The sequence below is a fragment of the Acrocarpospora phusangensis genome, assembly GCF_016862995.1.
In the GTDB taxonomy this organism is placed as follows: domain Bacteria; phylum Actinomycetota; class Actinomycetes; order Streptosporangiales; family Streptosporangiaceae; genus Acrocarpospora; species Acrocarpospora phusangensis.
This window is the reverse complement of the sequence record NZ_BOOA01000008.1, coordinates 63200-88216: the sequence shown is the minus strand read 5'-3', so window position 1 is coordinate 88216 and position 25017 is coordinate 63200. Positions and strand designations below refer to the sequence as shown.

Sequence of the window (25017 nt, the reverse complement as noted above, 5' to 3'; positions counted from 1 at the left end):
CGTGTCACAGATCGTTTCGCTGATCACGGCGCTGCTGCTGGCCGCGTCCCCGGCGCCGCCCTCCCCTCAGCCCAGCCCAGGACCCACCGCTGAGCAGGCGGAACCCCGCCGCGTGGAGATCGTCGTCCTAGTGGACGAGTCGGGCAGCCTGAGCGCGGAGGGCGTCGCCCAGGAGCGGCAGGCCGCCGCCCGCATCCCGCTGGCCGTGCTGGCCGAGGACGCCAAGGTGGCGATCTTCGGCTTCGGCAGCCAGGGCTCCCGGGGCCGCGTGGCCAAGGTCTGCCCGATGACCGAGTTGAACGAGACCGGCCGCCAGGACCTCACCCAGTGCGTCGGCGGGCTCAAGCTCCGCACCGCCGAGGAGGGCTACCACACCGACTTCGTGAACGCCCTGAGCACGGCCGGCTCGGCGTTCAGCGACTCGGGGGACCGTACGGCCAGGATCATCTTCCTGCTCACCGACGGGAAGCTCCACGTGGGCGACGACCCCTCCTTCGGCGACGGCGACCGCGACGCCGTGGCCGCCGCCCGGCTGACCGAGCGCGTGCTGCCGGACCTGGAGGCGCGCGGCATCCAGGTCTGGCCGCTCGGCTTCGGCGAGGTGGACCCGGACGCGCTGAGGAGCTACGCCGTGGGCGGCGCGCAGGGCCGCTGCAACGCCGACGCCCCCACGCCGAAGGCGATCGTGCGGGCCACCGCCGCCGAGATGGACAACGCCGTGAGCGAGGCCATCGCCGCCGCCCAGTGCTCGGTCATCACCGACACCGACGACACGGTGCTGGACCCGGGCGGCCGGGACGAGCTCCAGGTCACCATCCCCAAGATCGCCAGCGCGGGTTCGATCGAGGTCATCAAGCGCGACCCCCGGATCCAGGTCTCCTACACCGACCCCGACGGGCGGCTGGTCAACCCGGCCGTGCCGATGGACGGCTCCACGTTCGTGCTCAGCGGGCAGAACGCCGCGGTCGAGTCGCTGCGCGTCAACAACCCCAAACCGGGCGAATGGACGGTGCACCTGACCGCCCCCGCGGGCGGCGGGAGCCAGAACGTGAGCGCCCGGGTGACCTGGCAGGGCCAGCTGGACTCCGAGATCTCGGTGAGCGACGCCGCGCCCGAGCCCGGCCAGAGTGTGACCGTCCAGCTCAAACTGGTCACCCGCGACGAGCTCGCCCCCGAGGACCTCGCCGAGGTCGAAGGCATCTCGTTCAGCGCGGCGGCGAGCGGACCCGGCCTCAAGGACATGAAGGTGCCGCTCAACGACTCCGGCCAGGCGCCCGACGCCGCGGGCGGGGACGGGCTGTTCTCCGGGACCTTCCAGGTGCCAGAGGCCGCCACGGGCACCATCACCCTGGTCGGCGAGGTCGGCGGGCCCGGCCTGGTCGGGGACAGCGTGCCGTTCCCGATGAACGTCTCCACCGGCGGGAAGCCCGTGAAGACGCAGCTGACCGTGGATCCCGCCCCCGTCTCCCCCGGCGGGGCGGTCAAGGGCGCCGTCGAGGTGGAGAACACGCTGACCACGCCGCTCTCGCTCCGGCTCACCGTGTCCGGCCTGCCGTCCGGGGCGGCGGTGTCGGTACGGCCGCCGGTCGTGGCGGTGCCCGCGGCGGGGCGGAGCCGTACCGAGTTCGAGATCGTGGTCGGGGAGGGCTCCGAGCTGGGCTCCTGGGCCGGGCGGATCAAGCTGGTGCAGGGCGAGGGCCAGGACGAGGTGGTGCACTTCGAGGGCGGTTTCCCGCTCACCGTGACCGAGCCGCCCAGCCTGCTGGCCCGCCTGTGGTGGCTGTGGACCGGCCTCGCCGTGGCGCTGGCCGCGCTCGGGGCGCTCCTGCTCCTGCTGGCCCGCCGCCGGGCCGCCGACCGGGACGTGGGCGGGCTGACCGCGGTCCTGCTCCAGGGCGAGACGGCGGTCTTCGAGCTGAACGGCAGGAAGGGCTCCGACGAGTTCCGGTTCGCGGTGCGGACCGACGGCGCGGCCCGGCTGGACACGCCGACCGGGCCGGCGGACACCTATGTCGCGCGCCGGGGCGAGCGCGGCCGGATCGTGCTGCGCACGCCCATGGGCGACGTGCTCAGGCTCGGCCTCAATGAGCCCGGGATCATCCAGGGCGACCTGGCCCTGGAGTTCCGCGACGCCCGCGGACGCTCCCCGCAGCCGCAGACGGTGCCGTACTCCGGGCCCTATTCCGGGCCCGACCCCGATCCGCCGCGCCCGGCCGACCCCTGGGACGACCTTCTGTACTGACCGCAGATCCGCTGAGAGGACCCCAACCGGGTATGAACATCTATCAACCCATGCTGTTCGTCGGGCTCGGAGGGACCGGCTGCGCCATCGGCGCGTCGCTCGAGCGGCGGCTCCGCGAGGAGCTCTGCGGTCCCAACGGCACCAAGCTCCGCGACGACCTCGCCAACCAGGAGTACCTGCCGTTCCAGCTGCCCGCCTGCGTGCAGTTCGTCTACGCCGACCTCAACGACGCCGAGCTGCGCCGCCTGGAGGGCGCGGTGGTCCCGTCGGACGCGCACGCGCTGGCGGCCCGCCGGACCATGCACCTGGTCACCGACCTGGTGCCCCAGCTGGACACCTATCCGGAGGTGGCCCGCAGCCTGCGCACCAGCATCCCCCAGTACGTCGAGGGCTGGCTGCCGCCACCGCGCCACGAACCGCTCGTGGCCCCGCTCCACCGGGGCGCGGGCCAGCTCCCGACGGCGGCCAGGGCGGCCCTGTTCGAGACCGTCAGGAACAGCCCCGGCTCGGTCGAGGGGCCGATCAGCCGGGCGCTGGACCGGATCAGCCAGTCCGGCGGCGAGCTCCAGCGGCTCGGCGGCCGGCAGACCGACTCGGTCGACGTCTACGTGGCGTTCTCCATGGCGGGCGGCACCGGCTCCGGCATCTTCTACGACTTCCTCCACCTGCTCGGCCATGTGATCAAGGGCTCCCGGCACACGGCCAGGATCTTCCCGCTGGTCATCATGCCGTCGGCGTTCCCGGAGGGCCTCGGCGGCGGGCGGCGGGCCATCCTCAACTCCGGCCGCGGCCTGCTCGACCTGTTCCGCCTGGTGGACGACCAGAACGGGCAGGGCGCGCAGACCGACCCGGACGCCGCGCCCGCCGACGGCGTGCTCTCCATCCGCTACCCCGAGCTCGGGGACGTACGGCTGCGCGCCTCCACCATCCAGACCGCGTTCCTGTTCAGCCGTACGCCCGGCATGGACCGGGAGGACCTGCACCGCTCGGCGGTCTCCCTGATCCTGTCGCTCATCGGCACCGACGGCCAGGTCCAGCAGGAGCGGGCCAGGGTCAGCGACACGCTGGCCCAGTCCTTCGCCGACAGCTTCATCAACCTGGGCGTGGAGCGGGAGGTGCCCGCCCCGACCGGGATCGGCAGCCGTGGCGTGTCCACCGGCCTGGTCGCCTCGATGACCGTGCCGCGGGACGACCTGGCCGACATCGTCAGCTCCCGGATCGTCGCCAACGCCGTGAACACCCTCATGTCGCCCCCGCCGGGCGGCGGCGAGAGCAACGACAAGCTGGTGGAACGTTTCTTCGAGGCCGCGCACATCTCCCAGGTGCTGCGCCGCGCCCCCAGGGTGGTCAACCCGCCGCCCGAGCCGCCCAAGGGCGCCGAGGCCGTCTTCGTCGCCCTCCAGGAGCGGCTCAAGTACATGGACGCCAACCTGCGCTCCCTGGACCAGCAGCTGAGCGCGGGCAGCCACGAGATGGCGCGGGCGTTCGACCCGGCGCGCGCGGTGGAGGAGCTGCTCGGCGAGGTCGACCCGTTCCGGCTGAGCCGGGTCGTCAACGGGCACCCGCTGCTCCAGAGCGTGCTCAGCCAGCAGGGCGTCAGCGGGATGCTGGACCGGCTCAGCGCCGAGCCGCCCCCGCCGCCCGGCGTCACGATGGCCCCGCCGCAGCCCAGACGCCCGCAGGCCGGGCCGTTCCGGCGGGCGTCGTGGAGCGATCCCGCCGTACAGGCACAGCTGGAGCTCCAGGATCGGTGGTACGAGTGGCGTACCCGGGTGATCTGGCACTCCCACTGGGGGATCAAGCGCCAGGTCTGGAGCGATCCGCTCAACCGGGTCAAACGCCAGCTGGAGGAGCAGACCGGCGCGTTCCTCCGGCACGCCAGGGACGAGCCCGAGCGGTTCGAGCGGCGGGTGGGCGACCTGTACAAGCCGCGCACCGCCGTCAGCTACCTGCTGCCGCCGCACGGCAAGGACCTGGCCGTGTTCTACGAGAACGTCCGGGTGCTGTTCGTGACCAGCCCCCGCTACCGGGAGCAGCTGCGCAACACCGCCGACGAGGCCGAGATCGTGTACGCGGTGACCCGGATCGACAAGGGCTGGCGCGACGCGTACGTGAAGGGCAAGTCCGCCGACGCGGAACGTTCCGTGCAGGAGCTGCTGACCCTGGTGAAGACCGAGGTCAAGGACCTGATCCAGGACGAGCACGCGGAGCACCCGCTGCTGCCGCCGCTGTCGGGGCTGCTGGCCAGGGCCGCCCGCAAGGACGGCCCCAAGGTCTCCGACGCCGACCTGGTCCAGTTCCAGCAGAAGCTGGCCGCCCTGCTGCCCGGCGGGTTCTCCCCGGAGGGCAACGGACGGCTGAAGATCCTCATCTCCTATCCGGCGCCGGCCCCCAACCCGGACCTGGAGCGGTTCCTGAAGGAGAAGCTGCACCTGCCGAAGGGGCAGGGCCTGGAGCCGGAGTTCACCGCCACCAACACCGAGTCGATCGCGGTCGTGCTGTTCCGCACCTCCATGAGCGTCACCGAGGTGCCGGAGGTACGGCAGGTGCTCAAACACTGGGCGGACGCCACCGAACGCGAGGAGCCGCAGGACTTCCTGCGCTGGCGGCAGCGCCTCGGCTACGACTACGGCTACCTCACCAGCACCCCGGACGACCGGGTGCGGGTGCTCCACCACCTGCTCTGCGCGCTGTGGAACGGCCAGGTCAGCGTGGTCGAGGGGCCGGCCAACTCGCCCTCCAAGATCCGGATCAGGCTGCCCGCCGACAACGCCACCACGATGACCCTGCCGCTGTCCCGCTACGAGCGGGCCTCCTCGTGGGGCAACATCCTGCGCGCGTACGAGCTGTGGACCGTACGCGACGACCAGCCCACCCGCCGCCAGTTCTGCGAGGAGCTCATGAAGAGCACCCCGATCGGCGCGACCTCGGAGCCGAAGGCGCCGGACGAGCTCTACCACCAGTTCGTGGGCATGGCCCGGGAGGAGATCAAGCTGCTCACCGAGATGATCCCGAAGCTGCCCGAGTCCGGCCGCGGCTGGGCCGACCACCTGCTGCAGCTGTGGCGGGACACCCTCCCGGCCGCGCTGCGCACGCCGTTCCCGTCGCTGCACCAGGCGATCAGGCCCGACCTGCTCACGCTGGAGGAGTGGCGCCGATGAGGACGGGGAACCCGGACGCCGGCACGATCCTGGTGCTGGACCTGCGCGGCGCCGAGGAGGCGAAGGTGGAGGGCCTGGTGGCCGCGCGGGTGGAGCGCTTCCGCGCGCAGGGCGCGGGCCGGGCCTCCGCCCTGGTGATCGACGACACGGTCCGGCTGCCGGAACGCCAGGCCGTGTACGCCAGGATCAGCGGCTCCACCTGGTTCGACCAGATGATGTGCCTGGCCGTGGGCCCGTCCCCCACCGGCGACCGGCGCCACGCCCTGGACAGCGTGGCGCCCGCCTCCGCGAGCCTGGCCATCCTGTGGGCGGGCGACCCGTCCGGGGTGGGCTGGCGGATGGACGGCATCGGCGGGGCCGAGGCGTTCCGCCAGGACGGCCTGGACCTGAACGGCCTGATCGACGTGCTCTGCGTGCCCGAGGTGTACGCGCGGGTGCAGGAGCTGGCCCGGCGCGTCCCCGACGGCGTCGCCAGCCCCGGCCTGCTCACCGTCACCGGGGACGTCGGCGGGGAGCTGCTGACCGAGACCAGGCTCCAGGTGATCGCCCAGCTCACGGACGTCGCGCTGCCCACCACCCGCCCGGAGGCGCTGTCCGTCTACACGGCCGAGGCGGGCGCCCGGATCAGGCCGGAGCTGGTGCTGCGCTCCACCGGGCAGATCAGGACGCTCAGCGACCTGGCGGCCACCCAGGTGGCGGCGGCGGACACCGCGCTGCGGCAGCTGGCCGGGTTCCGCCGCCGGGGCCTGGCCGTACGGACCCTGCACGGCCGCCTCGCCGAGCTGCGCCAGACCCTGGCGACGCTGCGCGCCACCCTGCGCTCGGCCTTCGACGCGCTGCACGGCACCCGGCTGGCCCGCCCCGACCTGGGCCTGCTGGAGCGGCTCGGCGTCGAGGCGGGCAGCGCCCAGGCCGAGCGCGCGCAGGTGTCCCGGCAGCTGGAGGCGGCGGTCACGGAGGCGCTGGAGCGGCGGCAGTCGCTGCCCGCCATCGCCGAGCAGCTGCGCGAGTTCGCCGACCGGGCGGTGCCGGTGGGCAGCGCCACCTTCCTGCCCAGGGTCGAGGCGGTCTGCCCGGACCGGGTGCTCGACGAACTCGCCCGGCCCGCCGCCTTCCCGCTCCGCCCGCTCTGGCCGGCCATGCTCACCGCGGGCCTCCTCGTCCCCCTGCTGACCGCCTTCCCGTTCGGCCCGGTGGCCGGCGGCGCGGCGGCCGCGGTGTGGCTGCTGGCCGTCTGGTTGCTGCGGGCCCGCGTGCCGGTCCCCCGCGGGCGTACCGGCCTGGCCCGCGCGGCCGGCCCGTGGCTCCTCGCCCACCTGGCCGCGAGCGCCGCCGGAGCCGCCGCGGGCGTGTTCCTCGCCGCCGGACTGCCCGCCCTGCTCTGGTACGTCCCGGCCGGCCTGGCCGCGCTGCTCCTGACGGTCATCCCCGCCCTGTGGTGGGCCAAGGCCGCCAGGGATTGGGCCCGCCGGGTCGAGACCGGCGCCGCGGAACGGGCCGCCGCCGCCCTGCTGGCGCTGGCCGCCCAGGTCGCCTACGACGAGTGGGCCATGCGCGAGGCCCGCAGGTACGCCTCGGACGCCGCCAGGACCGTCTCCTGGGTGCTCGACCAGTGCGCGGCCAGGCTGACCGAGCACGCGGCCGGGCTGCGCCCGCTGCGCGGCAGGTCCGGCGGCGCCCGGGGCGTGCAGGGCCACGGCGGCGGGCTGGCCGACGTGGTCACCGGCGACCTGGTCGACGCGGTGGAGAAGGCGCTGGAGCCGGCCTGGTCGCGCCTCGGCGACGGCACCTTCCAGGGCCTGGGCGACTCGGTCTCGCACGGCCTGGCCGAGATCCTCAGGGACTACGACGACCACCTCCGGCGGACCGGCGTGCACCAGCCGCCGGCGTTCGCGCGCAGCGGCTCCCCCGCCAGGGAAGTGCTGATCCACAACGTCTGGGGCACGCCGGAGCACGTGCGCTCCGCCGTGAACGCTCCGGCCGGCGGGCTCATGCTCCAGTTCTGCGCCGACGCCGACCTGCACTTCCTCCAGGTCTCCGCCGAACTGGCCCAGGTGGTGCGGTTCGCGCCGCGCGCCGTCCAGGGCCTGGGGCACGGCGTCGGCGACCTGGTCTGGACCCGCTCGCCGCACGCCGCGGGAACGCTCCGCCTGGTGCCCCTCCGGCCGGGCGTGGTCCGGCTGATCACCCCCGTCGACAGGGAGACCCAACGGTGAAGCCCACCGACCACACCACCGAGCGCATCTTCCTCCTCGACCCGTACGGCAAGCCGCTGTCGCTGACCGCGCTCGACTCCCCGCCCCTGGAGCCCGGTACCGGGCCGTTCGCGGAGCGCACCCTGGTCCGGAGGACCACGGGCGAGCGCTTCACCATGCGCTACGTGCCCCGCGCGGCCGGCGCGTCCGACCCGGGCCTGTACGCGCTGCTGGAGAACGAGATCAGGATCGGGGTCCGGCTGACCAGGCGGCTGGGCGCGCAGACGTACCCGGACGAACTGGCCAGGCTGGTCGCGTACGACGCGGACGGCGAGGAGCCGTGCGTGGTCTTCCCCGCCTACTCCGACGAGCCCGCGGCCGCGTTCGCCGGGCAGCTCCTGCTGGACCAGCAGCGCGCCTTCCAGGTGAGCCTGTTCCGCGGCCTGGACGCGCTGCACCGGGCCGGCGTGGTGCACGGCGGCATCGGCGGCATCGGCGGCCTTGACGGCCACGCCGACGGGGCTGCCGTGACCTGGGACGGGGACCGCGTCCGCATGGGCGGCTTCGGCCGGGCCACCCTGCGCGGCGAGGCCGCCCCGCCGCTCCCGGCGCCGTGGGGGGCGCCCGAGCGGCGGGGCAGCGGCCATCCGGCCCATCCGGGCTCCGACATCTGGTCGGCCGCCCTGCTGGTGTTCATGATCGCGACGGGGAAGCGGGTGGAGGCCATGGACCACGGCCCCGACCTGGACGTGGGCGGCCCCGCCCTGCGCAACCTGCTCCAGCAGGCGTTCGATCCCGAGGAGCGGTCCCGGCCGACCGCGGCGGCGATGCTGGCCCGGCTGCGGGCCGAGCCGCTGGTGCTGGCCGCCCAGGACGGCACCGACCAGCGGTTCGCCGAAGGGCTGCGCCGCTACGACGCCGAGGTCGCGCGCAGGACCGGTCCGCCGCAGCCGCCCCCGCCGCCCGCGAGGCGGTTCCCGCTGCGCTGGGCGCTGATCGGGCTGGTCCTCGTCATCGGCGGCCTGGTGGCCGCCGGTCTGATCGCCGAGCTGTGAGGAGCCGTCGTGGCCAAGAAGAACGGCAGTGTCACGGTGCGGCTGATCCGCTGCCCGATCTGCCTGGACCAGTTCGTCTGGGACGAGCAGGACATGTACGAGATGGTGAACGGGCAGTACCAGCCGCTGGATCTGAGCAGGATCGGGGACCGGGTCAAACGGAACCACCTGCTGCGCACGGCGTACAAGAAGTGCCCCAATCCGTCGGGGGACACCGACGCGCACTACATGGCCTCCACGTACGGCACCGACCCCAACCCGCTGATCATCGGGCTGGTCGGCACGTACGCGACGGGCAAGACGCACCTGCTGGCGGCCATCGTCGGCGCCCTGGTCAGGGGCGGGCTGCAGCCGTTCGGGCTGAACGTGAGCGCGCTCGACATCGGGCTGCACAAACGGTTCCTGGAGGGCGTACGCCGGCTGCTGGAGAAGGGGCAGGTGCTGCCGCAGACTCCCCCGGCGGTCGTCGGCTTCGCGGACGCGTTCGTGATCGGCTCGGCCTCCGCCGCCGACGCGCGGACCCGTACGGTCGCCTTCTTCGACGTGGCCGGGGAGGACCTGCAGAAGACCGAGAAGGGCGCCCGCTTCCTGATGGCGGCGGACGCGCTGATCTTCGTGGTGGACCCGGTCAGGGCCACCCCCGCGCTGGTCCCCTTCGGCGACGCCGCCGGGCAGGCGGCCCAGCTGGGCGACGACGCCTTCGGCGTGGTCCTGGACCAGCTGCGCTCCGAGCGCAACCTGCTGTCCATCCCGACCACGGTCGCCATCGCCAAGGCCGACCTGCTGCGCTTCCAGCCGCCGGTGGACCGCTGGTGGCGCTCGCCGGTCACACCTGAGCGCTTCTCGGCCGAGACCATCGCGGCCGAGAGCCGGGACGCGTACGCGTTCCTCTACCAGCACGGCGCGGAAGCCTGGCTGGGCCCCTTCCACGCCTCCGCGCACAGCACGCTGCACTTCGTGTCGGCCACCGGCACCAACCCGCGCGGCGACCAGCTGCCCCGCGGAGCCAGCCCGCAGCGGGTGCTCCTGCCGCTGCTGTCCATCCTCGCCATGACCGGGCTGCTGCCCGGCTTCGAGCGCGGCGACCAGGGGGAATCCTGATGGACGTACTGGACCAGATCGTGTTCGCGACCAGCTCCCGGGATCTGGTCGGGTACGCCGGGGTCGGCCCGGTGGCCACCTCGCTGCCCCAGCGTGACCCGCTGGACTGGTGGACCGGGCAGCTCGATCCGTACGTGATGATGCAGGACGACGGTGAGCGGGACCGGCCGGACAGCAGTGTGGCCTACCTGGTGTTCGAGTCGCGGGGGGCGATCCTGCACCGGGCCAGGGGGCCGAACACGAACTCGCGCGAGGACGTCACGCACGTGCTGGTGGGTCCGGAGTCGCAGGTCAGCGCCCGGCTCGCGCTGAGCTTGCACGGGTGGTCGTGGATCGGGCCCGGGGCCGATCCACGGCCGCAGTTGTGGGCGGTGCCGGCCGAAGGGCTGCGGGATCAGGTCGCGGTGGGCCGTGAGCGCCTGAGCCGGGCGGCGCGGGACCTGCCCGCCGGGCTGCGTCCATTGATCAGGTCGGCGCTGGCGCGTCCGGCCACGCCGCTGATGGTGCTGTCGGATCGGCTGGGGGTGGCGGACTGCCTGCCGCTGCTGTGGGGCATGCTCGACATCCTGAAGTGGGAGCAGCCGCACTGGCGGTGGACGTTCTCGACTTACGAGAGTTTTCCGGGCGGATTGCGAAATATCCGGCTGCCGAATGTGATGTTCATGCCGCGGCTGCCGTATGGGCCGGTCGGGGACCGGACCGTGGTGGATCTGACCGCCGCCGAGCCGGACGAGCCGCCCGGTGCCGTGGACGTGGACGAACTGCTGGAGTGCTACCAGGCGGAAGGCGCGCAGCCGGCACGAAAACTCCTCGAAGCCTGGCAATCGCCCCGCCCTCCCAGGCCAATCCATTCACTCAATCCAGCCCACTCCACCGGTTCCGCCGATTCGAGCGGCTTGAGCGGATCTGCCGGTTCGGCCAGCTCGGGCGGCCCGGGCGGATCGGGCGGATCTGCCGGCTTGAGCGGTTCGGCCGGCTCGGCCGGTTCGGGCGGCTTGAGCGGTTCGGCCGTCTTGAGCGGTTCGGCCGGTTCAGGCGGTTCAGGCGGCTCGGGCGGTTCGGGCGGATCTGCCGGTTCAGGCGGCCCGGCCGGCTCGGGCGGATCTGCCGGTTTGCTCAGTTCGGGTGGTTCCCCCGGATTCGCCGGTTCGGCCAGTTCTGGCGATTCGGCCAACGCGCTCAGTCCCCACAGTCCGCTCGGGCCGCTCGGGCCGCTCGGGCCGCTCGGGCCGCTCGGGCCGCTCGGGCCGCTCGGGCCGTCTGACCCGGCGGATCCGACCGTGCGGCAGCTCTCGCCGCGGGTCGCCAAAGCGGGCCGGACGTCGCCGGAGGCGGGCCTCGCGGAGATCGCGGACCCGGACACGCCGCTGGACCGGGTGCGGGAGCTGATGCGAACGCTCAATCAGGAGATCGCCGGGGACGACTTCATGGGCGCGCTCGGTCGTCGGTGGTGCGCCGAGCAAGGCATCCCGATCGACTACCGGCCACCACCGGCCACCAGGCCCGGCCTGCGGCAACGCCTCCGCGAGGAGTACGGCCACGTACGCTACGCGCTGGTCATGTGCCTGGGCGCGGGCGCGCTGATCGTCCTCTCCGTCCTGCTGGGAGCGGCGCGATGAACGGCCGCTCCCGGCGCCGCCCCGCCAACCCCGCCACGGCCTCCACCTCCGCCGTCCCCGCTACCTCCGCCACCCGCGCCACGGCCCCCACCGGCTCTACCGGCTCCACCGGCTCCACCGGCTCTACCGGCTCCATGGCGGCCACGAGCTCCGCAGCCTCCACAGCCGAGATCGACCCGGACCGCACCATCCAGGTCCGGCGTCCCTCTCCGCCCTCGGCCGCCCCAGCCATGCGGGTCGGCCCGGCGCTGCTCTGGGCGGTGCTGTCCGGCGCGCTCCTGGCCTGGTACGTCGCCTCAGTGGAAGGCTTCCGCCCGGACGTGGAGACCCCCGGTCCCCTGCTGGCCGGAGCGGCGGGCGCGCTGCTCGTGCTGCCCGCGCTGCTGGCCGTCGCCCGCCGGGACCGCGAGCCGGGACGTGCGCCGCTGCTCGGCGTCGCCGGGCCGCTGACCGTGCTGGCCGCGCTCGGCTACCTCACCACGATGGCGCGCACACCCGTCCCGGTGGCCCTGGCCGTCCTGGTGTACGCGGGCGCGATCCTGCTGCTCCTGGGAGCCGCCGACGCCGCCGGCCACCTCACCTGGCGACCGGGTTTCGCCGCCGCGCTGGCCTTCGCCGTCCTGGTGGCCGCGATCGCCTCCTGGATCCCCGACGGCAGGAGCACCGGAGCCGAACTGTTCCTGGTGGCCGGCCTGCTGGGCCTGCTGGCCGGCTGGCTCGGCGCGGGAGCCGCCCGCGAACCGGTCTTCGGAGCGGCCGTGATCGTGGTGGCGGTCTGGTGCGTGGCCGGTTTCACCCGGGACCTGGGCCTGGCGGTGAGCGCCCTGGCGGGCGCGGTACCGATGTACGCCGCCGCCAGACGCGGCCGGGCCGTCTGGCTCGCCCTGAGCACGTTCGGGGTCCTCGTCACGGCCCTGGCCGGACTGTGGGGCCTCACCGCCGTACCTTTCCTCGGCCTGGACCGGCTGGCCACCACGGCGGAAACGGCCACCCGCCTCGGCGGCGACTTCGGCTCGGGGCCTGGATCCGGCGTCGCCCCGGTGGGTGACTTCGGTCCCGGCGGGGTCCTCGCCCAGCTCGAACTCGACTTCGGCCTGGCCGGAGTGGCGCTCGTGCTGGCGCTGTCCACGCTGGTCGCCGCCACGGTGATCGGCCGGACCATCTCCATGAACACCTCCCTGGCCGGACTCTGGTCGGCCGGCATCGCCTGGTCGTTCACCGCCTCCTGCCTGTACGGCCTGGCGGCGCTCTGGCTGCCCTCCCTCCCCCGCTCGGTCACCCCGTTCCTGCCGACCGCCCAACCGGTGGCCCTGCTCACCGTCTTCGCCGCCCTCGGCCTGGCCATGGGCGCGGCCCGAGCGGACCGCCCCCGGCGTGGCCTGCCCCTCATCCCGGTCCTGATCCTCGTCCCCGCGATCGCGGCCGGCACCATCGCCGTCGGAACGGCTCCCCCGTCCCCGATCCCACCGCGCGCCCTGCTCGCGGCCGACGGAACGGAACTCGACCGCGCCGGAAACGAGCCCCTGGCCACCACCCTCGACCAGGCCAGGCCGTCAGCGGCCGACTGCCGGATTCCGGCCGTCACCTGGTGGTGCCGGCCCGTCCCGCACCGGCTCACCATCGACCCGGCCACGCAGACCGCCGCCGAACAAGCGCTCGGCGGCGCCGACGGCCTCGTGGTGACGGTCAACTGGCGGACGGGCGACATCACGGCACTGGCCGGAAACGCCGACCCGTTCCTGCCACAGCCGGTCAGCCACCTGAGAAAGCTGATCGACCGCCTGGTGGAGAGCACCCCGAACACGTGCTACGGCGGATACGGGCAGTACCACCCCTACACGTGCCCGCTCAGCGAGACCGACGAGAAATGGTGGCATCAGGAGTACCGGGCCAAGCTCGGACTGACCGGCGACGAATCCCACCTGAACCAGATCGGGCTTCTCGAAACGAGCGTCACTTCCGTTAAGAACTGCGAAGACGACTCGAGTAAGTGCTCCACCGTGTCACCGGTGATCCTGGCCCAGGCGCTCGCGGCCATCGCCGCACCCCTCCACGGAGCCGAGGCACCGCCCTGCGTCAGCCTGATCGCAGGCGCGGGCGACTGCCGCGACACTACGGGACAGCTCACCCAAGCCAACGCGGAAACGGCCCTGGACGGACTCAAAGCCGTCAAGAACTGCCCCTGCGTGCTGCACGTGCCCAAGAAGCCGGACGAACGCGACGTCGTGGTCGTCTTCGCGCTGGCACCCGACCAGGTGCTCAAAGCCCTCCGAGGGGAGGACTGAGCGGCCCGGCCTGATTCAGCCGGCGCTTGAACTCGGCGGCGGCGGCCTTCGGGTCGCTCGCCTCCGTGATCGCACGCACGACGACCACGCGCCGGGCGCCGTACGACAGGACCTCGTCGAGGTTGGCGAGGTCGATGCCACCGATGCCGAACCACGGGCGGCTCAAGGTCGCCGCGTGGCGGAGCAGGCCGGGGCCCGGGGCGGGGCGGCCCGGTTTGGTCGGGGTCGGCCAGATCGGACCGCAGCAGAAGTAGTCCACACCGGGTTCCACGTCCGCCGCCGAAGCCTCCGCGTCGGCGTGCGTGGACCTGCCGATCAGCACGCCGGAGCCGAGGATCGCCCGCGCGGCCGCGACGGGCAGGTCGTCCTGACCCAGGTGCAGCACGTCGGGGGCGAACCCCGCCAGCCCGGCCGCGTACGCCAGGTCGGCCCGGTCGTTGACCGCCAGCAGCGCCCCGTGCCGGTCGCAGGCCGCACGGAACCGTTCGAGCAGCGCGAGCTCCTCCCGCGCCTCCAGCCCCTTCTCCCGGAGCTGGAGGATGTCGACCCCGCCCGCGAGCGCGGCGTCCAGGAACTCGTCGAGGTCGCCGCGGTCCCGCCGGGAGTCGGTGCACAGGTAGAGCAGGGCGCGCGAAAGACGCTGCCGGGCATTCTCTTCAGTCACCCGGCCAACGATGCCATGCGCTCAGAAGCCGAGTGCCTGGGCCCGCCTCTTGACCTCCGTGTGGCGGCCCGCCACGATCGCGTCGATGGGCGCGCCGGGAAGCGAGTCGTCGCTGGTGAACAGCCAGCGGATCGACTCCACCTCGCCGTAGCCGGCGTCGGCCAGCACCGTCAGGGTGCCGGGCAGCCCCTTGATGACATCGTCACCGGCGAGGAACACCGCCGGGATCTGGGGCTCGCCGCCGCCCCGGCGGACTCCGACGAGCTTCTTGTCCTTGATGAGCTGCTTGGCCCGGCCGATGCTCAGGTGCAGCTTCTCCGCGACCGCGGACAGCGGGAGCCACTCCCCCACCAGCTGGTCGGTCTCTCGGTCGATCTGCGCAACAGTAAGCGTCACGAAACCAGCATTACCACATGCCACCGGCCATGAAACACCTCGATTACGCAACAGTGCAGTCACGCAGGGTCACGCCGGGGTCGGCGAGCCGTGCCACGTCGACTCTCTGGCGGCTTTCGACGAGCCTGCGGCCCTGAAGTAAATCACGGGGCCGGTCGACGGTGAGGATGGCGCTGAGGCGATGCCCGTCGGTCAGCCAGCAGACCGACCAGCCGGCGTCCCGCTCCGGGTCGCCGCGCAGCACCATGCGGGCCCCGGCGTGGTGCCCGGCGTACTGGACCATGTGGTTGAACTGCTCGGACCAGAAGTACGGCACCGGGTCGAAGACGGCCTGCTCGCCCATGAGGGTGGCGGCGGCGACGTCGGGGCCGTTGAGCGCGTTGTCCCAGTGCTCGATCCGCATCCGGCGGCCGAACCGGCGCGACCACCAGTTGGCGCAGTCGCCGACGGCGACCACGTTGGGGGCGAAGGTGCGCAGGTGCTCGTCCACCAGGACGCCGTTGTCCAGCTCCACGTCGGAGCCCTCCAGCCAGGCCACCGCGGGCCGTACGCCGACGCCGGTGACGACCACGTCGGCCGGGATGCGCTCGCCCGTGAGCAGGGTCAGGCCGTCCGGATCGACGGTGCCGACCTTGGTGCCGAGCCGGAGCTCCACGCCGGCCTCCGCGTACCAGGGGATCGTGTAGGCACCGACCGGGAGCGCGCCGGCCAGCGGCGCGTCGGCGGCCTCGACGACGGTCACCTGGCAGCCCGCGCGGGCGGCGGCGGTGGCCACCTCGGCGCCGATCCAGCCCGCGCCGATGACCACCACCCGGGTCTCCGGGAGGAGCTTGGCGCGCAGGGCGAGGGCGTCGTCGATGGTGCGCAGCACGTGCTGGTGGCCCTCGCCGCGCAGCCGGATCGGCGTGGCGCCGGTCGCGACCACGAGACCGTCGAACTGGAGCTCTCCGTCGGTCGTCTCCAGCACGCCCTCGCGCAGGCCCTTGGCGGCCGTGCCGAGCCGCAGGGTGACGTCCAGCGCGTCCAGGTCGGAGTCGACCACCGAGGAGTCGGCGGCCCCGAGCAGCACCGCCTTGGAGAGCGGGGGACGGTCGTAGGGCCGATGGGGCTCCTCCCCGACGAGCGTGATGCGGCCGGCGAACCCGTGGGCCCGCAACGCCTCGATGCTCCTGATGCCGGCCAGACCGGCTCCCACCACCACGACGTGATCCACGCCCTGACCTTAGATTGCGGAGCGGGGCACTCGCCAATGGAGATTGGGTAACAAATTGGGTAAGTAGCGCGCACAGTATGTGAATTGCGTGTTGTGCGTTGCGGCGCCGAACACGACTAGGCTGGTGGCGTAAGACGCGCGGGAGTCCGGCTGACCGGGCTGAGAGGAGAACTCTCCAGGTTCTCGACCGCTATGACACCTGATCCGGGTAATGCCGGCGAAGGGAGCGCGGTGCCTGAATCCGCAATTTCGGAAAGCCCGACTCCGAATTCCGTTTTCGACGTGGCCGTCGTGGGCGCCGGCGTGGTGGGCCTGTCCATCGCGTGGCGGGCCGCGCTGAGAGGGCTGCGGGTCGCGGTCGTCGACCCGGATCCCGGGCGTGGCGCGACGTACGCCTCCGCGGGCATGCTGGCCCCCGTCAGCGAGACCACCTTCACCGAGGAGCCGCTGCTCCGGCTGGGGCTGGCCTCGCTGGCCCGGTGGCCGTCCTTCCGTACCGAGCTGGAGGAGGCCAGCGGGCGCACGCTGGACTACCGCACCGACGGCACGCTGGAGCTCGCCTTCGACGCCGACGACCTGGCCCAGCTGGAGGACCTGGCGGGGTTCGAGGAGACGCTGGGCCTGCGGGTGGAGCGGCTGACCGGCCGCGAGTGCCGCCAGCGCGAGCCCATGCTGTCGCCCTCGGTCCGCGGCGGCCTGCTGGCCCGCGACGACGCCTGGGTGGACCCGCGGCTGCTCGCCCCCGCCCTGTGCGCGGCCCTCGCGCGGGCGCGCGCCACGTTCGTGTCCGAACCGGCGGTGAAGGTCCAGTCCGGTCTGGTACGGCTCGCGGCGGGCGCCGTACCGGCCGAGCAGATCGTGGTCGCCTCGGGGGCCCGGTCGGCGGCGCTGCTGCCCGGGCTGCCGGTCCGGCCGGTCAAGGGCCAGATCCTGCGCCTGCACGGCCCGCGCGGCTTCCTGTCGGCGTGCGTACGCGGCTGGGTGCACGGCGTGCCCGTCTACCTGGTGCCGCGTGAGAACGGCGAGATCACCCTCGGCGCGACCATGGAGGAGCAGGGCTTCGACCCGCGGGTCACGGCCGGCGGGGTCTACCAGCTGCTCAGGGACGCCCGCGAGCTGGTGCCCGGCATCGCCGAACTGGAGCTCGCCGAGACCAGGGCCGGCTTCCGCCCCGGCACGCCCGACAACCTGCCCCTGATCGGCCCCACCGGCCTGCCGGGCGTGTACGTGGCGACCGGGCACCACCGGGCGGGCGTGCTGCTGTCGCCCGTGACGGCCGACGCGATCGCCGCGATGCTGACCGGCTCGGCGGCCCCGCCGCTCCTGGCCGCGTGCGATCCGTCCCGATTCGATTGAGGGAACAGATGCGAGTGATGATCAACGGCAACGGTCACGAACTGCCGGAGGGGACCTCGGTGGCGCAGGCCGTACGGGCGCTGACGGAGGCCACGAGAGGCGTGGCGGTGGCCGTCAACGACGAGGTGGTGCGACGGGGGGCCTGGGATTCGACGGCCCTGGCCGAGGGCGACCGCGTCGAGGTGTTAACAGCGGTTCAGGGAGGGTAACGCGGTGGATGACGTTTTTGTGCTGGGCGGGGAGAAGTTCGCGTCCCGGCTGATCATGGGAACCGGCGGGGCGCCCTCGCTGGAGGTGCTGGACCAGGCGCTGGCCGCGTCCGGGACCGAGCTGACCACGGTCGCCATGCGGCGGCTCGACCCGGCCTCCCAGGGCTCCGTGCTGGACGTGCTGCGCGCCAGGGACATCCGGGTGCTGCCCAACACGGCGGGCTGCTACACGGCCGGGGAGGCGGTGCTGACGGCCCGGCTGGCCCGCGAGGCGCTCGGCACGGACTGGGTCAAGCTGGAGGTCATCGCCGACGAGCGCACCCTGCTCCCGGACCCCATCGAGACCTTCGACGCGGCCGAACGGCTGGTCGCGGACGGTTTCACGGTGCTGCCCTACATCGGCGACGACCCGATCCTGGCCCGGCGGCTGGAACAGGCCGGCTGCGCGGCCGTGATGCCGCTGGGCGCGCCGATCGGCTCTGGCCTGGGCGTGCGCAACCCGCACAACATCGAACTGATCGTGGAGTCCGCCCAGGTGCCGGTCATCCTGGACGCCGGGATCGGCACCGCCAGCGACGCCGCGCTGGCCATGGAGCTCGGCTGTGACGCCGTACTGCTGGCCACGGCGGTCACCCGGGCGCGGCGGCCCGAGCTGATGGCCGCCGCCATGCGCGACGCGGTCGGCGCGGGCCGCCGGGCGCGCCTCGCGGGCCGCATCCCCCGCCGCCGCTACGCTGAGGCGTCGTCACCCGCGCGTGACAGGAGCGATCCAATGGGCGGGTGAAGACTCAGTAAAGCTTTTTAAGCATCTCGGTTTGGGATTCCCACGCTCTGTGGGTGGCAAATCACCCGTAAACTCTGCCCGTGGACACGACGCTAACCGACCCGCTCCTCGGGCAGACGCTCGACGGGCGTTACCGCGTCGAGTCCCGGATCGCCCGGGGCGGGATGGCCTCCGTTTACCTGGCTCTGGACGTCCGGCTCGACCGCATGGTGGCCGTAAAGGTGATGCACCGATCCCTGGCCGAGGACCCGCAGTTCGTGCGGCGCTTCATCGGCGAGGCGAAGTCGGTGGCGTCCCTGTCGCACCCGAACGTGGTGCAGGTCTTCGACCAGGGCACCGACGGGGACCACGTCTACCTGTCGATGGAGTACTTCCCGGGCAAGACGCTGCGCGACGTGCTCAGGGACCGCGGGCGGGTGCCCGCCAGGGAAGCCCTGGAGATCATGATCCCGGTGCTGGCCGCGCTCGGCGCGGCCCACCAGGCCGGGCTGATCCACCGCGACGTCAAGCCCGAGAACGTGCTGCTGACCGACGACGGCCGGGTCAAGGTCGTCGACTTCGGGCTGGCCCGCGCGATCGAGGCGAGCAACCAGACCAAGTCCGGCATCATGATCGGCACCATCGCGTACATGTCGCCCGAGCAGGTCACCGCGGGTGTCGCGGACGTGCGGGCCGACGTGTACGCGGCCGGCATCGTGCTGTACGAGCTGCTGACCGGGCGCCAGCCGTACGAGGGCGAGTCGCCCATGTCGGTGGCGTACCGGCATGTGCACGACAGTGTGCCGGCGCCGTCACTGCTCGCGCCCGAGACGCCCGCCGCGCTGGACGCCCTGGTCCTTTCCGCCACCTCCAAGGACCCCGACCAGCGCCCCGCCGACGCGGCCGCCATGCTGGTCGCGGCCGTGGAGGCGCACCGCGGCCTGGCCCGCGCCACCGGCCCGCACACCTCCCCCGTCCTGCCGGGGCCGGCCCAGCACACCACCGTGCAGCCCGCCTTCGACCCGTCCTCGTTCGACGCCGGGCCGCGCGCCAAGCGGAACCTCAGGCCGGTCTGGTTCATCGCCGCGCTCGCGCTGGTGATGGTGGCCGGGATCGCGTTCAGCGGGTGGTACTTCTCGCAGGAGCGGTACCTGAAGGTGCCGGACCTGGTGAAGCAGAACGTGAAACTGGCCGAGGAGCAGGCCCGCAAGCTCGGCTTCCAGGTCAAGATCGGCGAGGCCAGGTTCGACGGCAAGGTCGGCAAGGACATCGTGCTGGAGACCCAGCCGGCCCGGGGCCAGGAGGTCGAGAAGGGCTCGGTCCTGACCATCATCGCCTCGGCCGGGCCGGAGATGGCCGTCGTGCCGAAGGTCGAGAACCTCAGCGAGGCCGACGCCCGCCTCAAGGTCACCGAGGCCGGGCTGACCGTGTCCCGGGTCCGCAAGACCGCCAGCGACAAGATCGACCGCGGCCTCGCGGTGCGCACCGACCCGGTCGTCGGCAAGCGCGTACGCAAGGGCTCCTCGGTCGTGCTGGTCATCAGCGTGGGGCTGCTCACGCCCGACGTGACCGGGATGATGCGCGACCAGGCCCAGCAGTTCCTGGCCGAAAAGGGCTACCCGACCGACTGCGTCAACGAGGTCACCGATGACACCGCCCCCGGCACGGTCATCGCCCAGGAGCCCCCGGGCGGCGCCGAGATGGAACCCACCACCAAGATCTGCATGACCGTCTCGAAGGGCCCGGACCAGCCGTTCTGGCCCTGGGAGCGCGACCCGTCCATCGCCCAGCCCGACTTCGTGACCGTCCCCGACGTCCGCTTCAAGGACATCAACGACGCCCGCAAGGAGCTCCAGGCAGCGGGCTTCCAGGTCCGCGTCCGCGAGGTCGTCGGCGGCCGCCGGGTCATCTCCCAGAACCCCGTGGGCCAGGTCCCCCAGGGTACGCGTATCACCCTCTGGCACTGATCTACTCAGAGATCACGGCGCCCGCCTCGGCGGGCGCCGTTCTCGAGCCGATGGGACCGGCGCCATCCGGTCAGGGCCAGCGGTATCTGATCCCGATCTCCGGGTACCCATGGCAGTAGTGGTTGGGCATGCGCTTGATGGACGAGATCTTGTCGTTGAACCCCAGCGCCGGGTTGCCCAGCCAGTCCTCCTCATGGTCCGGCCTGATGCAGAAGGCGCGATCGCCGAAGCGGGTGTCGTCGAAGAGGACGAAGGCGTAGTCGGAGGAGTTCCGGACGGAGCTGGCCTCGTCCGACTCGCCACTCCACAGCGTGGCTCTGGTGTCGTAGTAGCGCATGGGGTAGTCGCCGCGGAAATTGGTGTGGAAGTACAGCGTGAGGGAGCCGTACGGGTCTGCCTGGGCGGGTGACACGGCGACAGAGGTGAGCGTGACCGCTGCCGTGGTCACGGCCAGCAATGCTCGAAGTGATCTTCTCATGATCTTCCATGGGTGCGGGGACAGTGACGAGATCAACGATCTCGTGGGGGTGTCCTGGCGTCACGAGGCCCTGATCACCTCCCGTTCGGGACATTTCGTCCCGGATCTCCGAACAAATCGCGGCCACACCCAAGCCGCCGGGGCCGTCCTGGATCAGGATGGCCCCGGGCCGGTCGTCGCGAGCCTGCGCATCGGCCGGCCGGTCACCGCGGCGATGCGCTCGTAGTCCGAGGCGACGTGGAGCACCGTCGCGCCATATCGATCGTGGTGGGTCCGGTGCCGGCGTCAGCTCCCGCGTCTCGCGGGGAGGCGCGGCGCGTGGAAATTTCGTTGGCGGATTGTCGGACCCCGGTGATAGAAAGCGGGTTCGACGTAAGCCCTACTCGGGCGGGGGGCCTTGCCGTGAGCAGCAGTAACTCGGAGTTCACCGTGTCCGGTCCGCGCTATGACCGGCGCGGGCCGGTGCGCTGGCTCTGGTCGCATCTGCGCCGTCATCCGCTGTACGTGGCCGGGTTCCTGGGCGGGTCGCTGGTCATGACGGTGCTCAACGCGGCGGTGCCGCAGCTCACCGGGATGGCGTTCGACGCCGTGCTGGGCGGGAAGGACGGCGCGGCGGCGGCGCTGGGGCTGATCACGCTGGCGCTGCTGGCGATCGTGACGGTCCGCGGCGGGTTCGACCTCGTCGCCAGGATGTCGAGCGAGGTCCTGGCCAAACGGCTGGAGCGGGACGCCCGCGACGAGCTCTACGTGAGCCTGCTCGGCAAGAGCCAGACCTTCCACAACCGGCAGCGGGTCGGCGATCTCATGGCCCGCGCCGCCAACGACATCCGGCAGCTGTCCATCATGGTCACGCCGGGCGCCGACCTGATCGTCGACTCCGGCCTCACCGGCCTGGTGCCCATCTTCTTCATCGCCGCCATCGACCCGCGGCTCCTGCTCGTGCCCGGCGTCTTCGTGGTGGTGTTCGCCGTCGCGCTCTGGCACTACATGCGGCAGCTCAACCCGGTGGCGACCCGGATGCGCGAGCAGTTCGGCGACCTGAACGCGGGGCTCAGCCAGGCAGTGCGCGGCATCGAGGTCATCAAGGTCACCGCGCAGGAGGGTCAGGAGCGGCTGCGCTTCCGGTCCCAGGCCCGGCTCTACCGCGACTCGTTCGTCCGCAACGGCCTCGTCCAGGCCCGCTACCTGCCGACCCTCCTGTTCGCCTTCGCCATGGCCGCGGCCCTCTGGCACGCCATCTACCTGTACGGCGCGGGCGGCATCACGGTCGGCGAACTGGTCGCCTTCATGGGCCTGATGGGCATGCTGGGCTTCCCCACCCAGATCTCGATCTTCACCTTCTCGCTGCTCCAGATCGGCATCGTGTCCGCCGGCCGCATCCTGAGCATCGTCAACACCGAGACCGAACTGGAGCAGCGGCCGGACGGCCACGCCGCCCCGATCAGCGGGGAGATCGTCTTCGAGGACGTGACGTTCGGCCACGACGAGGGCGACCCAGTCCTGCGCAAACTCTCCTTCACCGTGCGCTCCGGCGAGACGGTGGCGATCGTCGGCGAAACCGGTTCGGGCAAGAGCACGCTGACCAAGCTGGTCCCCCGGATCTACGACGTCACCTCGGGCCGCATCCTCGTGGACGGCGTCGACGTACGCGACTGGGACCTCGACTCGCTGCGCTCCCAGATCTCCACCATCGAGCAGGACATCGTGCTCTTCTCCCGCTCCGTGGCCGAGAACATCGCCTTCAGCCAGGGCCAGCGGGCCGACCACGAGGCCGTGGCCAGGGCGGCGGAGGACGCCCAGGCCGCCGAGTTCATCGCCGAACTCGAGGACGGCTACGACACGGTCATCGGCGAGCGCGGCGTCACCCTCTCCGGCGGCCAGCGGCAGCGCCTGGCCATCGCGCGGGCGCTGCTGACCGATCCGGCCATCCTCGTGCTCGACGACTCGACCAGCGCCATCGACTCCGCGACCGAGGACCTGATCCAGCAGGCGATCGGCCGGGTGCTGGAGGGGCGTACCACGCTGATGATCACTCATCGACTGTCGCAGATCCGCTGGGCGGACAAGGTCCTGCTGCTCAGGCGGGGCGAACTGGTGGATTACGGCACCCACGACGAACTGCTCGCGCGCAGCCGCCTCTACCGGCGCATCTTCGCGCACTACGACGAGGTCACGGGCGTCGATGGCACGAGCCCAGGCGAGGTCACAGGTCCGAGGGTTGCCGGGGTCGAGGTCTTGGCGGCTGAGCAGGGGGAGGCACGCTGATGGGCTTTCTTATGGACGGCCTCGACGCCGAGGACTACGACCGGACGTACAGCGACCGGGCCCTGCTCCGGCGGATCGTGTCCTACTTCCGGCCCAAACTGGGCGCGATGTCGCTGGTGGCCGTCATGATCGTGCTGTCCTCGACGAGCCAGGCGGCCATGCCGCTGGTGGCCAGCTGGGGCGTGGACGCGATCGAGGGCGGCACGATCGCGACCGTGGGCTGGCAGCTCACCGCGGCGCTTCTGGCGGCCGGGGCGCTCGGATGGGTGTTCAACTACGTGCGGCAGGCGTACAGCGCGAGGGTCACCGGCGATGTGGTGCTCCAGCTGCGTGAAGACGCCTTCGACGCCGTGCTGGAACGCGACCTCTCCTTCTACGACGAGACGCCGTCGGGCCGGATCGTCAGCCGGGTCACCTCCGACACCGACGACTTCGCCACCGTCTCCACCCTGACGATGGACCTGATCAGCCAGGTGCTCATGGTGGGTTTCGTCACGGTCCTGCTGTTCCTGCGCAGCATCCAGCTCGCCCTGCTGACCCTGCTGGTGGTACCGGTCGTGATCGGCCTCGCGCTGCTCTTCCGCCGCCTCGCCAGAACCAGCACCCGCCGGGCGCAGCGTTCGCTGAGCCGCGTCAACGCCAACCTGCAGGAGACCATGGGCGGCATCGCGATCGCCAAGAACTTCCGCCAGGAGCAGCAGGTCTACGACGAGTTCCGGCCCATCAACCGGCAGAGCTACCAGGTGACGCTCCGGCAGGGCTTCGTCTTCTCCGCCATCTTCCCCGTGCTCTTCATGGTGGCCGGCCTGGGCACGGTCGCGCTCGTCCAGCTGGGCGGCACGGCGGTCCTGTCGGACGGCCTGTCCGCCGGCGACTGGTACCTCTTCCTCCAGGTGGTCGCCCTCTTCTGGTTCCCGCTGACGTCCATCGCCGCCTTCTGGTCCCAGTTCCAGCAGGGCCTGTCCGCCTCGGAACGCGTCTTCGCCCTGATCGACGCCCCGCCGCGCGTGGTGCAGACGGCCGCGGAACCCCCCGGCAAACTGGCGGGCCGCATCGAATTCCAGGACGTCACCTTCGGCTACAACCCCGCCAACCCGGTGCTCCAAGGCTTCAACCTCACCATCGAAGCCGGCGAGACGGTGGCGCTCGTCGGCCACACCGGCGCGGGCAAGTCCACCCTCAGCAAGCTGATCACCCGCTTCTACGAGTTCCAGGAAGGGCGGCTGCTCATCGACGACCGCGACATCCGCACCCTGGAACTCGCCGGGTACCGCAAGCAGATCGGCGCCGTCCCCCAGGTCCCGTTCCTGTTCAGCGGCACCGTCGCCGACAACATCCGCTACCCGAGACCGGAAGCCGGTGACGACGAGGTGCTCGCCGCGGCGGCGGCGGTCGGCGGGGGCGACTGGCTCGACGCCCTCCCGCACGGCCTGGACACCGACGTCGGCGAACACGGCCGCGCCCTCTCCATGGGCCAGCGCCAGCTCGTCGCCCTCGCCCGCCTCCTCATCCAGGACCCCGCCATCGTGGTCCTCGACGAAGCCACGGCCAGCGTCGACCCCCTGACCGAGGCCCAGATCCAGGAAGGCCTCGACCTGGTCCTGGCGGGCCGTACCTCGATCGTCATCGCCCACCGGCTGTCGACCATCGAACACGTCGACCGCATCATCGTCCTGGACCACGGCCAGATCGTCGAAGAGGGCGACCACACCACGCTCCTGGCCCGTGGCGGCCGCTACTGCCAGGTCTACAACACCTACTTCCGCCACCAATCCCCCAACTACCGCGCCGGCACCGGCTTCGTCCCCACCACCACCGACCCGATACCAACCCGGTAGCCACGTCCCACCGCCTGCCACTCGTCAAGGAGTGCTGCCGGAGCCCAGGACGGTCTGGCCCGCCACGACGTCGCGTGTCCCGTCACAACGGTCCGGGGGCAGACCGCCGAGGACCGGATCGCCGCCACCCTCCTGGAATCCCATCCCGCGTCGGTACGTGCTGGGGTCCTGCGGGTGCAGCATGGCGCCCGGCGGGGCTGTTAGTCCCGG

At 72.2% G+C, this 25017-nt stretch carries 18 protein-coding genes and 1 riboswitch; of the genes, 14 read left to right on the top strand and 4 right to left on the bottom strand.

The window, feature by feature from the left end; translation table 11 throughout:
- The first annotated feature begins 1 nt into the window (after position 1).
- From Aph01nite_RS06980 to Aph01nite_RS06950, 7 genes are read left to right on the top strand one after another with little or no spacing between them, the layout of a single operon-like run.
- Positions 2 to 2242: a vWA domain-containing protein gene (locus Aph01nite_RS06980; RefSeq protein WP_204039928.1), complete on the top strand. Its 2241-nt coding sequence runs from the start codon at positions 2 to 4 to the stop codon at positions 2240 to 2242.
- A 32-nt stretch (positions 2243 to 2274) separates the two neighbouring features.
- Positions 2275 to 5403 carry a tubulin-like doman-containing protein gene (locus tag Aph01nite_RS06975; RefSeq protein ID WP_204039927.1) on the top strand — a complete coding sequence of 1043 codons (3129 nt, stop codon included), beginning with the start codon at positions 2275 to 2277 and terminating at the stop codon, positions 5401 to 5403.
- The gene (locus Aph01nite_RS06970; protein WP_204039926.1) at positions 5400 to 7619 is read left to right on the top strand and encodes a hypothetical protein; all 2220 of its coding nucleotides are present in this window, start codon (positions 5400 to 5402) and stop codon (positions 7617 to 7619) included. Before Aph01nite_RS06975 ends, Aph01nite_RS06970 begins: the two co-directional genes overlap by 4 nt.
- A complete protein-coding gene (locus Aph01nite_RS06965; RefSeq protein ID WP_204039925.1) occupies positions 7616 to 8653 on the top strand; it encodes a hypothetical protein in 1038 nt (345 codons plus the stop codon). Before Aph01nite_RS06970 ends, Aph01nite_RS06965 begins: the two co-directional genes overlap by 4 nt.
- A 9-nt stretch (positions 8654 to 8662) precedes the next feature.
- Complete coding sequence (locus Aph01nite_RS06960) at positions 8663 to 9754, top strand: TRAFAC clade GTPase domain-containing protein (protein ID WP_204039924.1); 1092 nt, start codon at positions 8663 to 8665, stop codon at positions 9752 to 9754.
- Positions 9754 to 11373 (top strand): hypothetical protein, encoded by a 1620-nt coding sequence (locus Aph01nite_RS06955; protein ID WP_204039923.1) that lies wholly within the window; start codon positions 9754 to 9756, stop codon positions 11371 to 11373. Before Aph01nite_RS06960 ends, Aph01nite_RS06955 begins: the two co-directional genes overlap by 1 nt.
- Complete coding sequence (locus Aph01nite_RS06950) at positions 11370 to 13658, top strand: penicillin-binding protein 2 (protein ID WP_204039922.1); 2289 nt, start codon at positions 11370 to 11372, stop codon at positions 13656 to 13658. The genes Aph01nite_RS06955 and Aph01nite_RS06950 overlap by 4 nt, the downstream gene beginning before the upstream one ends.
- On the opposite strand, the gene thiE is transcribed toward Aph01nite_RS06950, so the two are convergent.
- Genes thiE through Aph01nite_RS06935 form a run of 3 tightly spaced genes read right to left on the bottom strand, consistent with a single transcriptional unit; the run spans position 13633 to position 15931 of the window.
- Positions 13633 to 14322: a thiamine phosphate synthase gene (gene thiE, locus Aph01nite_RS06945; RefSeq protein ID WP_204039921.1), complete on the bottom strand. Its 690-nt coding sequence runs from the start codon at positions 14320 to 14322 to the stop codon at positions 13633 to 13635. The two genes, Aph01nite_RS06950 and thiE, sit on opposite strands and share 26 nt — an antisense overlap.
- Before the next feature lie 21 nt (positions 14323 to 14343).
- Positions 14344 to 14718, bottom strand: coding sequence for an Rv2175c family DNA-binding protein (locus Aph01nite_RS06940; RefSeq protein ID WP_204039920.1), 375 nt, complete (start codon positions 14716 to 14718; stop codon positions 14344 to 14346).
- Positions 14719 to 14761: 43 nt separating this feature from the next.
- Positions 14762 to 15931, bottom strand: coding sequence for an NAD(P)/FAD-dependent oxidoreductase (locus tag Aph01nite_RS06935; protein WP_204039919.1), 1170 nt, complete (start codon positions 15929 to 15931; stop codon positions 14762 to 14764).
- A gap of 128 nt (positions 15932 to 16059) precedes the next feature.
- Positions 16060 to 16174, top strand: a riboswitch (TPP riboswitch).
- A 39-nt stretch (positions 16175 to 16213) separates the two neighbouring features.
- On the opposite strand from Aph01nite_RS06935, the gene thiO reads away from it, so the two are divergent.
- The 4 genes from thiO (at position 16214) to pknB (ending at position 20226) form a co-directional block, all read left to right on the top strand.
- The gene (gene thiO, locus Aph01nite_RS06930; RefSeq protein WP_239161447.1) at positions 16214 to 17287 is read left to right on the top strand and encodes a glycine oxidase ThiO; all 1074 of its coding nucleotides are present in this window, start codon (positions 16214 to 16216) and stop codon (positions 17285 to 17287) included.
- 8 nt (positions 17288 to 17295) lie between these two features.
- Complete coding sequence (gene thiS / locus Aph01nite_RS06925; protein WP_204039918.1) at positions 17296 to 17496, top strand: sulfur carrier protein ThiS; 201 nt, start codon at positions 17296 to 17298, stop codon at positions 17494 to 17496.
- 4 nt (positions 17497 to 17500) lie between these two features.
- Positions 17501 to 18280, top strand: a complete 780-nt coding sequence (locus tag Aph01nite_RS06920; protein WP_204039917.1) for a thiazole synthase — start codon at positions 17501 to 17503, stop codon at positions 18278 to 18280.
- Positions 18281 to 18360: 80 nt separating this feature from the next.
- Entirely contained in the window at positions 18361 to 20226 is a 1866-nt protein-coding gene (pknB, locus tag Aph01nite_RS06915) for a Stk1 family PASTA domain-containing Ser/Thr kinase (protein WP_204039916.1), read from the top strand.
- Between the two features lie 70 nt (positions 20227 to 20296).
- On the opposite strand, the gene Aph01nite_RS06910 is transcribed toward pknB, so the two are convergent.
- Positions 20297 to 20704 carry a hypothetical protein gene (locus tag Aph01nite_RS06910; RefSeq protein WP_204039915.1) on the bottom strand — a complete coding sequence of 136 codons (408 nt, stop codon included), beginning with the start codon at positions 20702 to 20704 and terminating at the stop codon, positions 20297 to 20299.
- Here Aph01nite_RS06910 and Aph01nite_RS06905 point away from each other — a divergent pair.
- The 3 genes from Aph01nite_RS06905 (at position 20703) to Aph01nite_RS06895 (ending at position 24807) form a co-directional block, all read left to right on the top strand.
- Entirely contained in the window at positions 20703 to 20930 is a 228-nt protein-coding gene (locus Aph01nite_RS06905) for a hypothetical protein (protein WP_204039914.1), read from the top strand. The two genes, Aph01nite_RS06910 and Aph01nite_RS06905, sit on opposite strands and share 2 nt — an antisense overlap.
- 176 nt (positions 20931 to 21106) lie before the next feature.
- Entirely contained in the window at positions 21107 to 22969 is a 1863-nt protein-coding gene (locus tag Aph01nite_RS06900) for an ABC transporter ATP-binding protein (protein WP_239161446.1), read from the top strand.
- Entirely contained in the window at positions 22969 to 24807 is a 1839-nt protein-coding gene (locus Aph01nite_RS06895) for an ABC transporter ATP-binding protein (RefSeq protein ID WP_204039913.1), read from the top strand. The genes Aph01nite_RS06900 and Aph01nite_RS06895 overlap by 1 nt, the downstream gene beginning before the upstream one ends.
- The last annotated feature ends 210 nt before the right edge of the window (positions 24808 to 25017 follow it).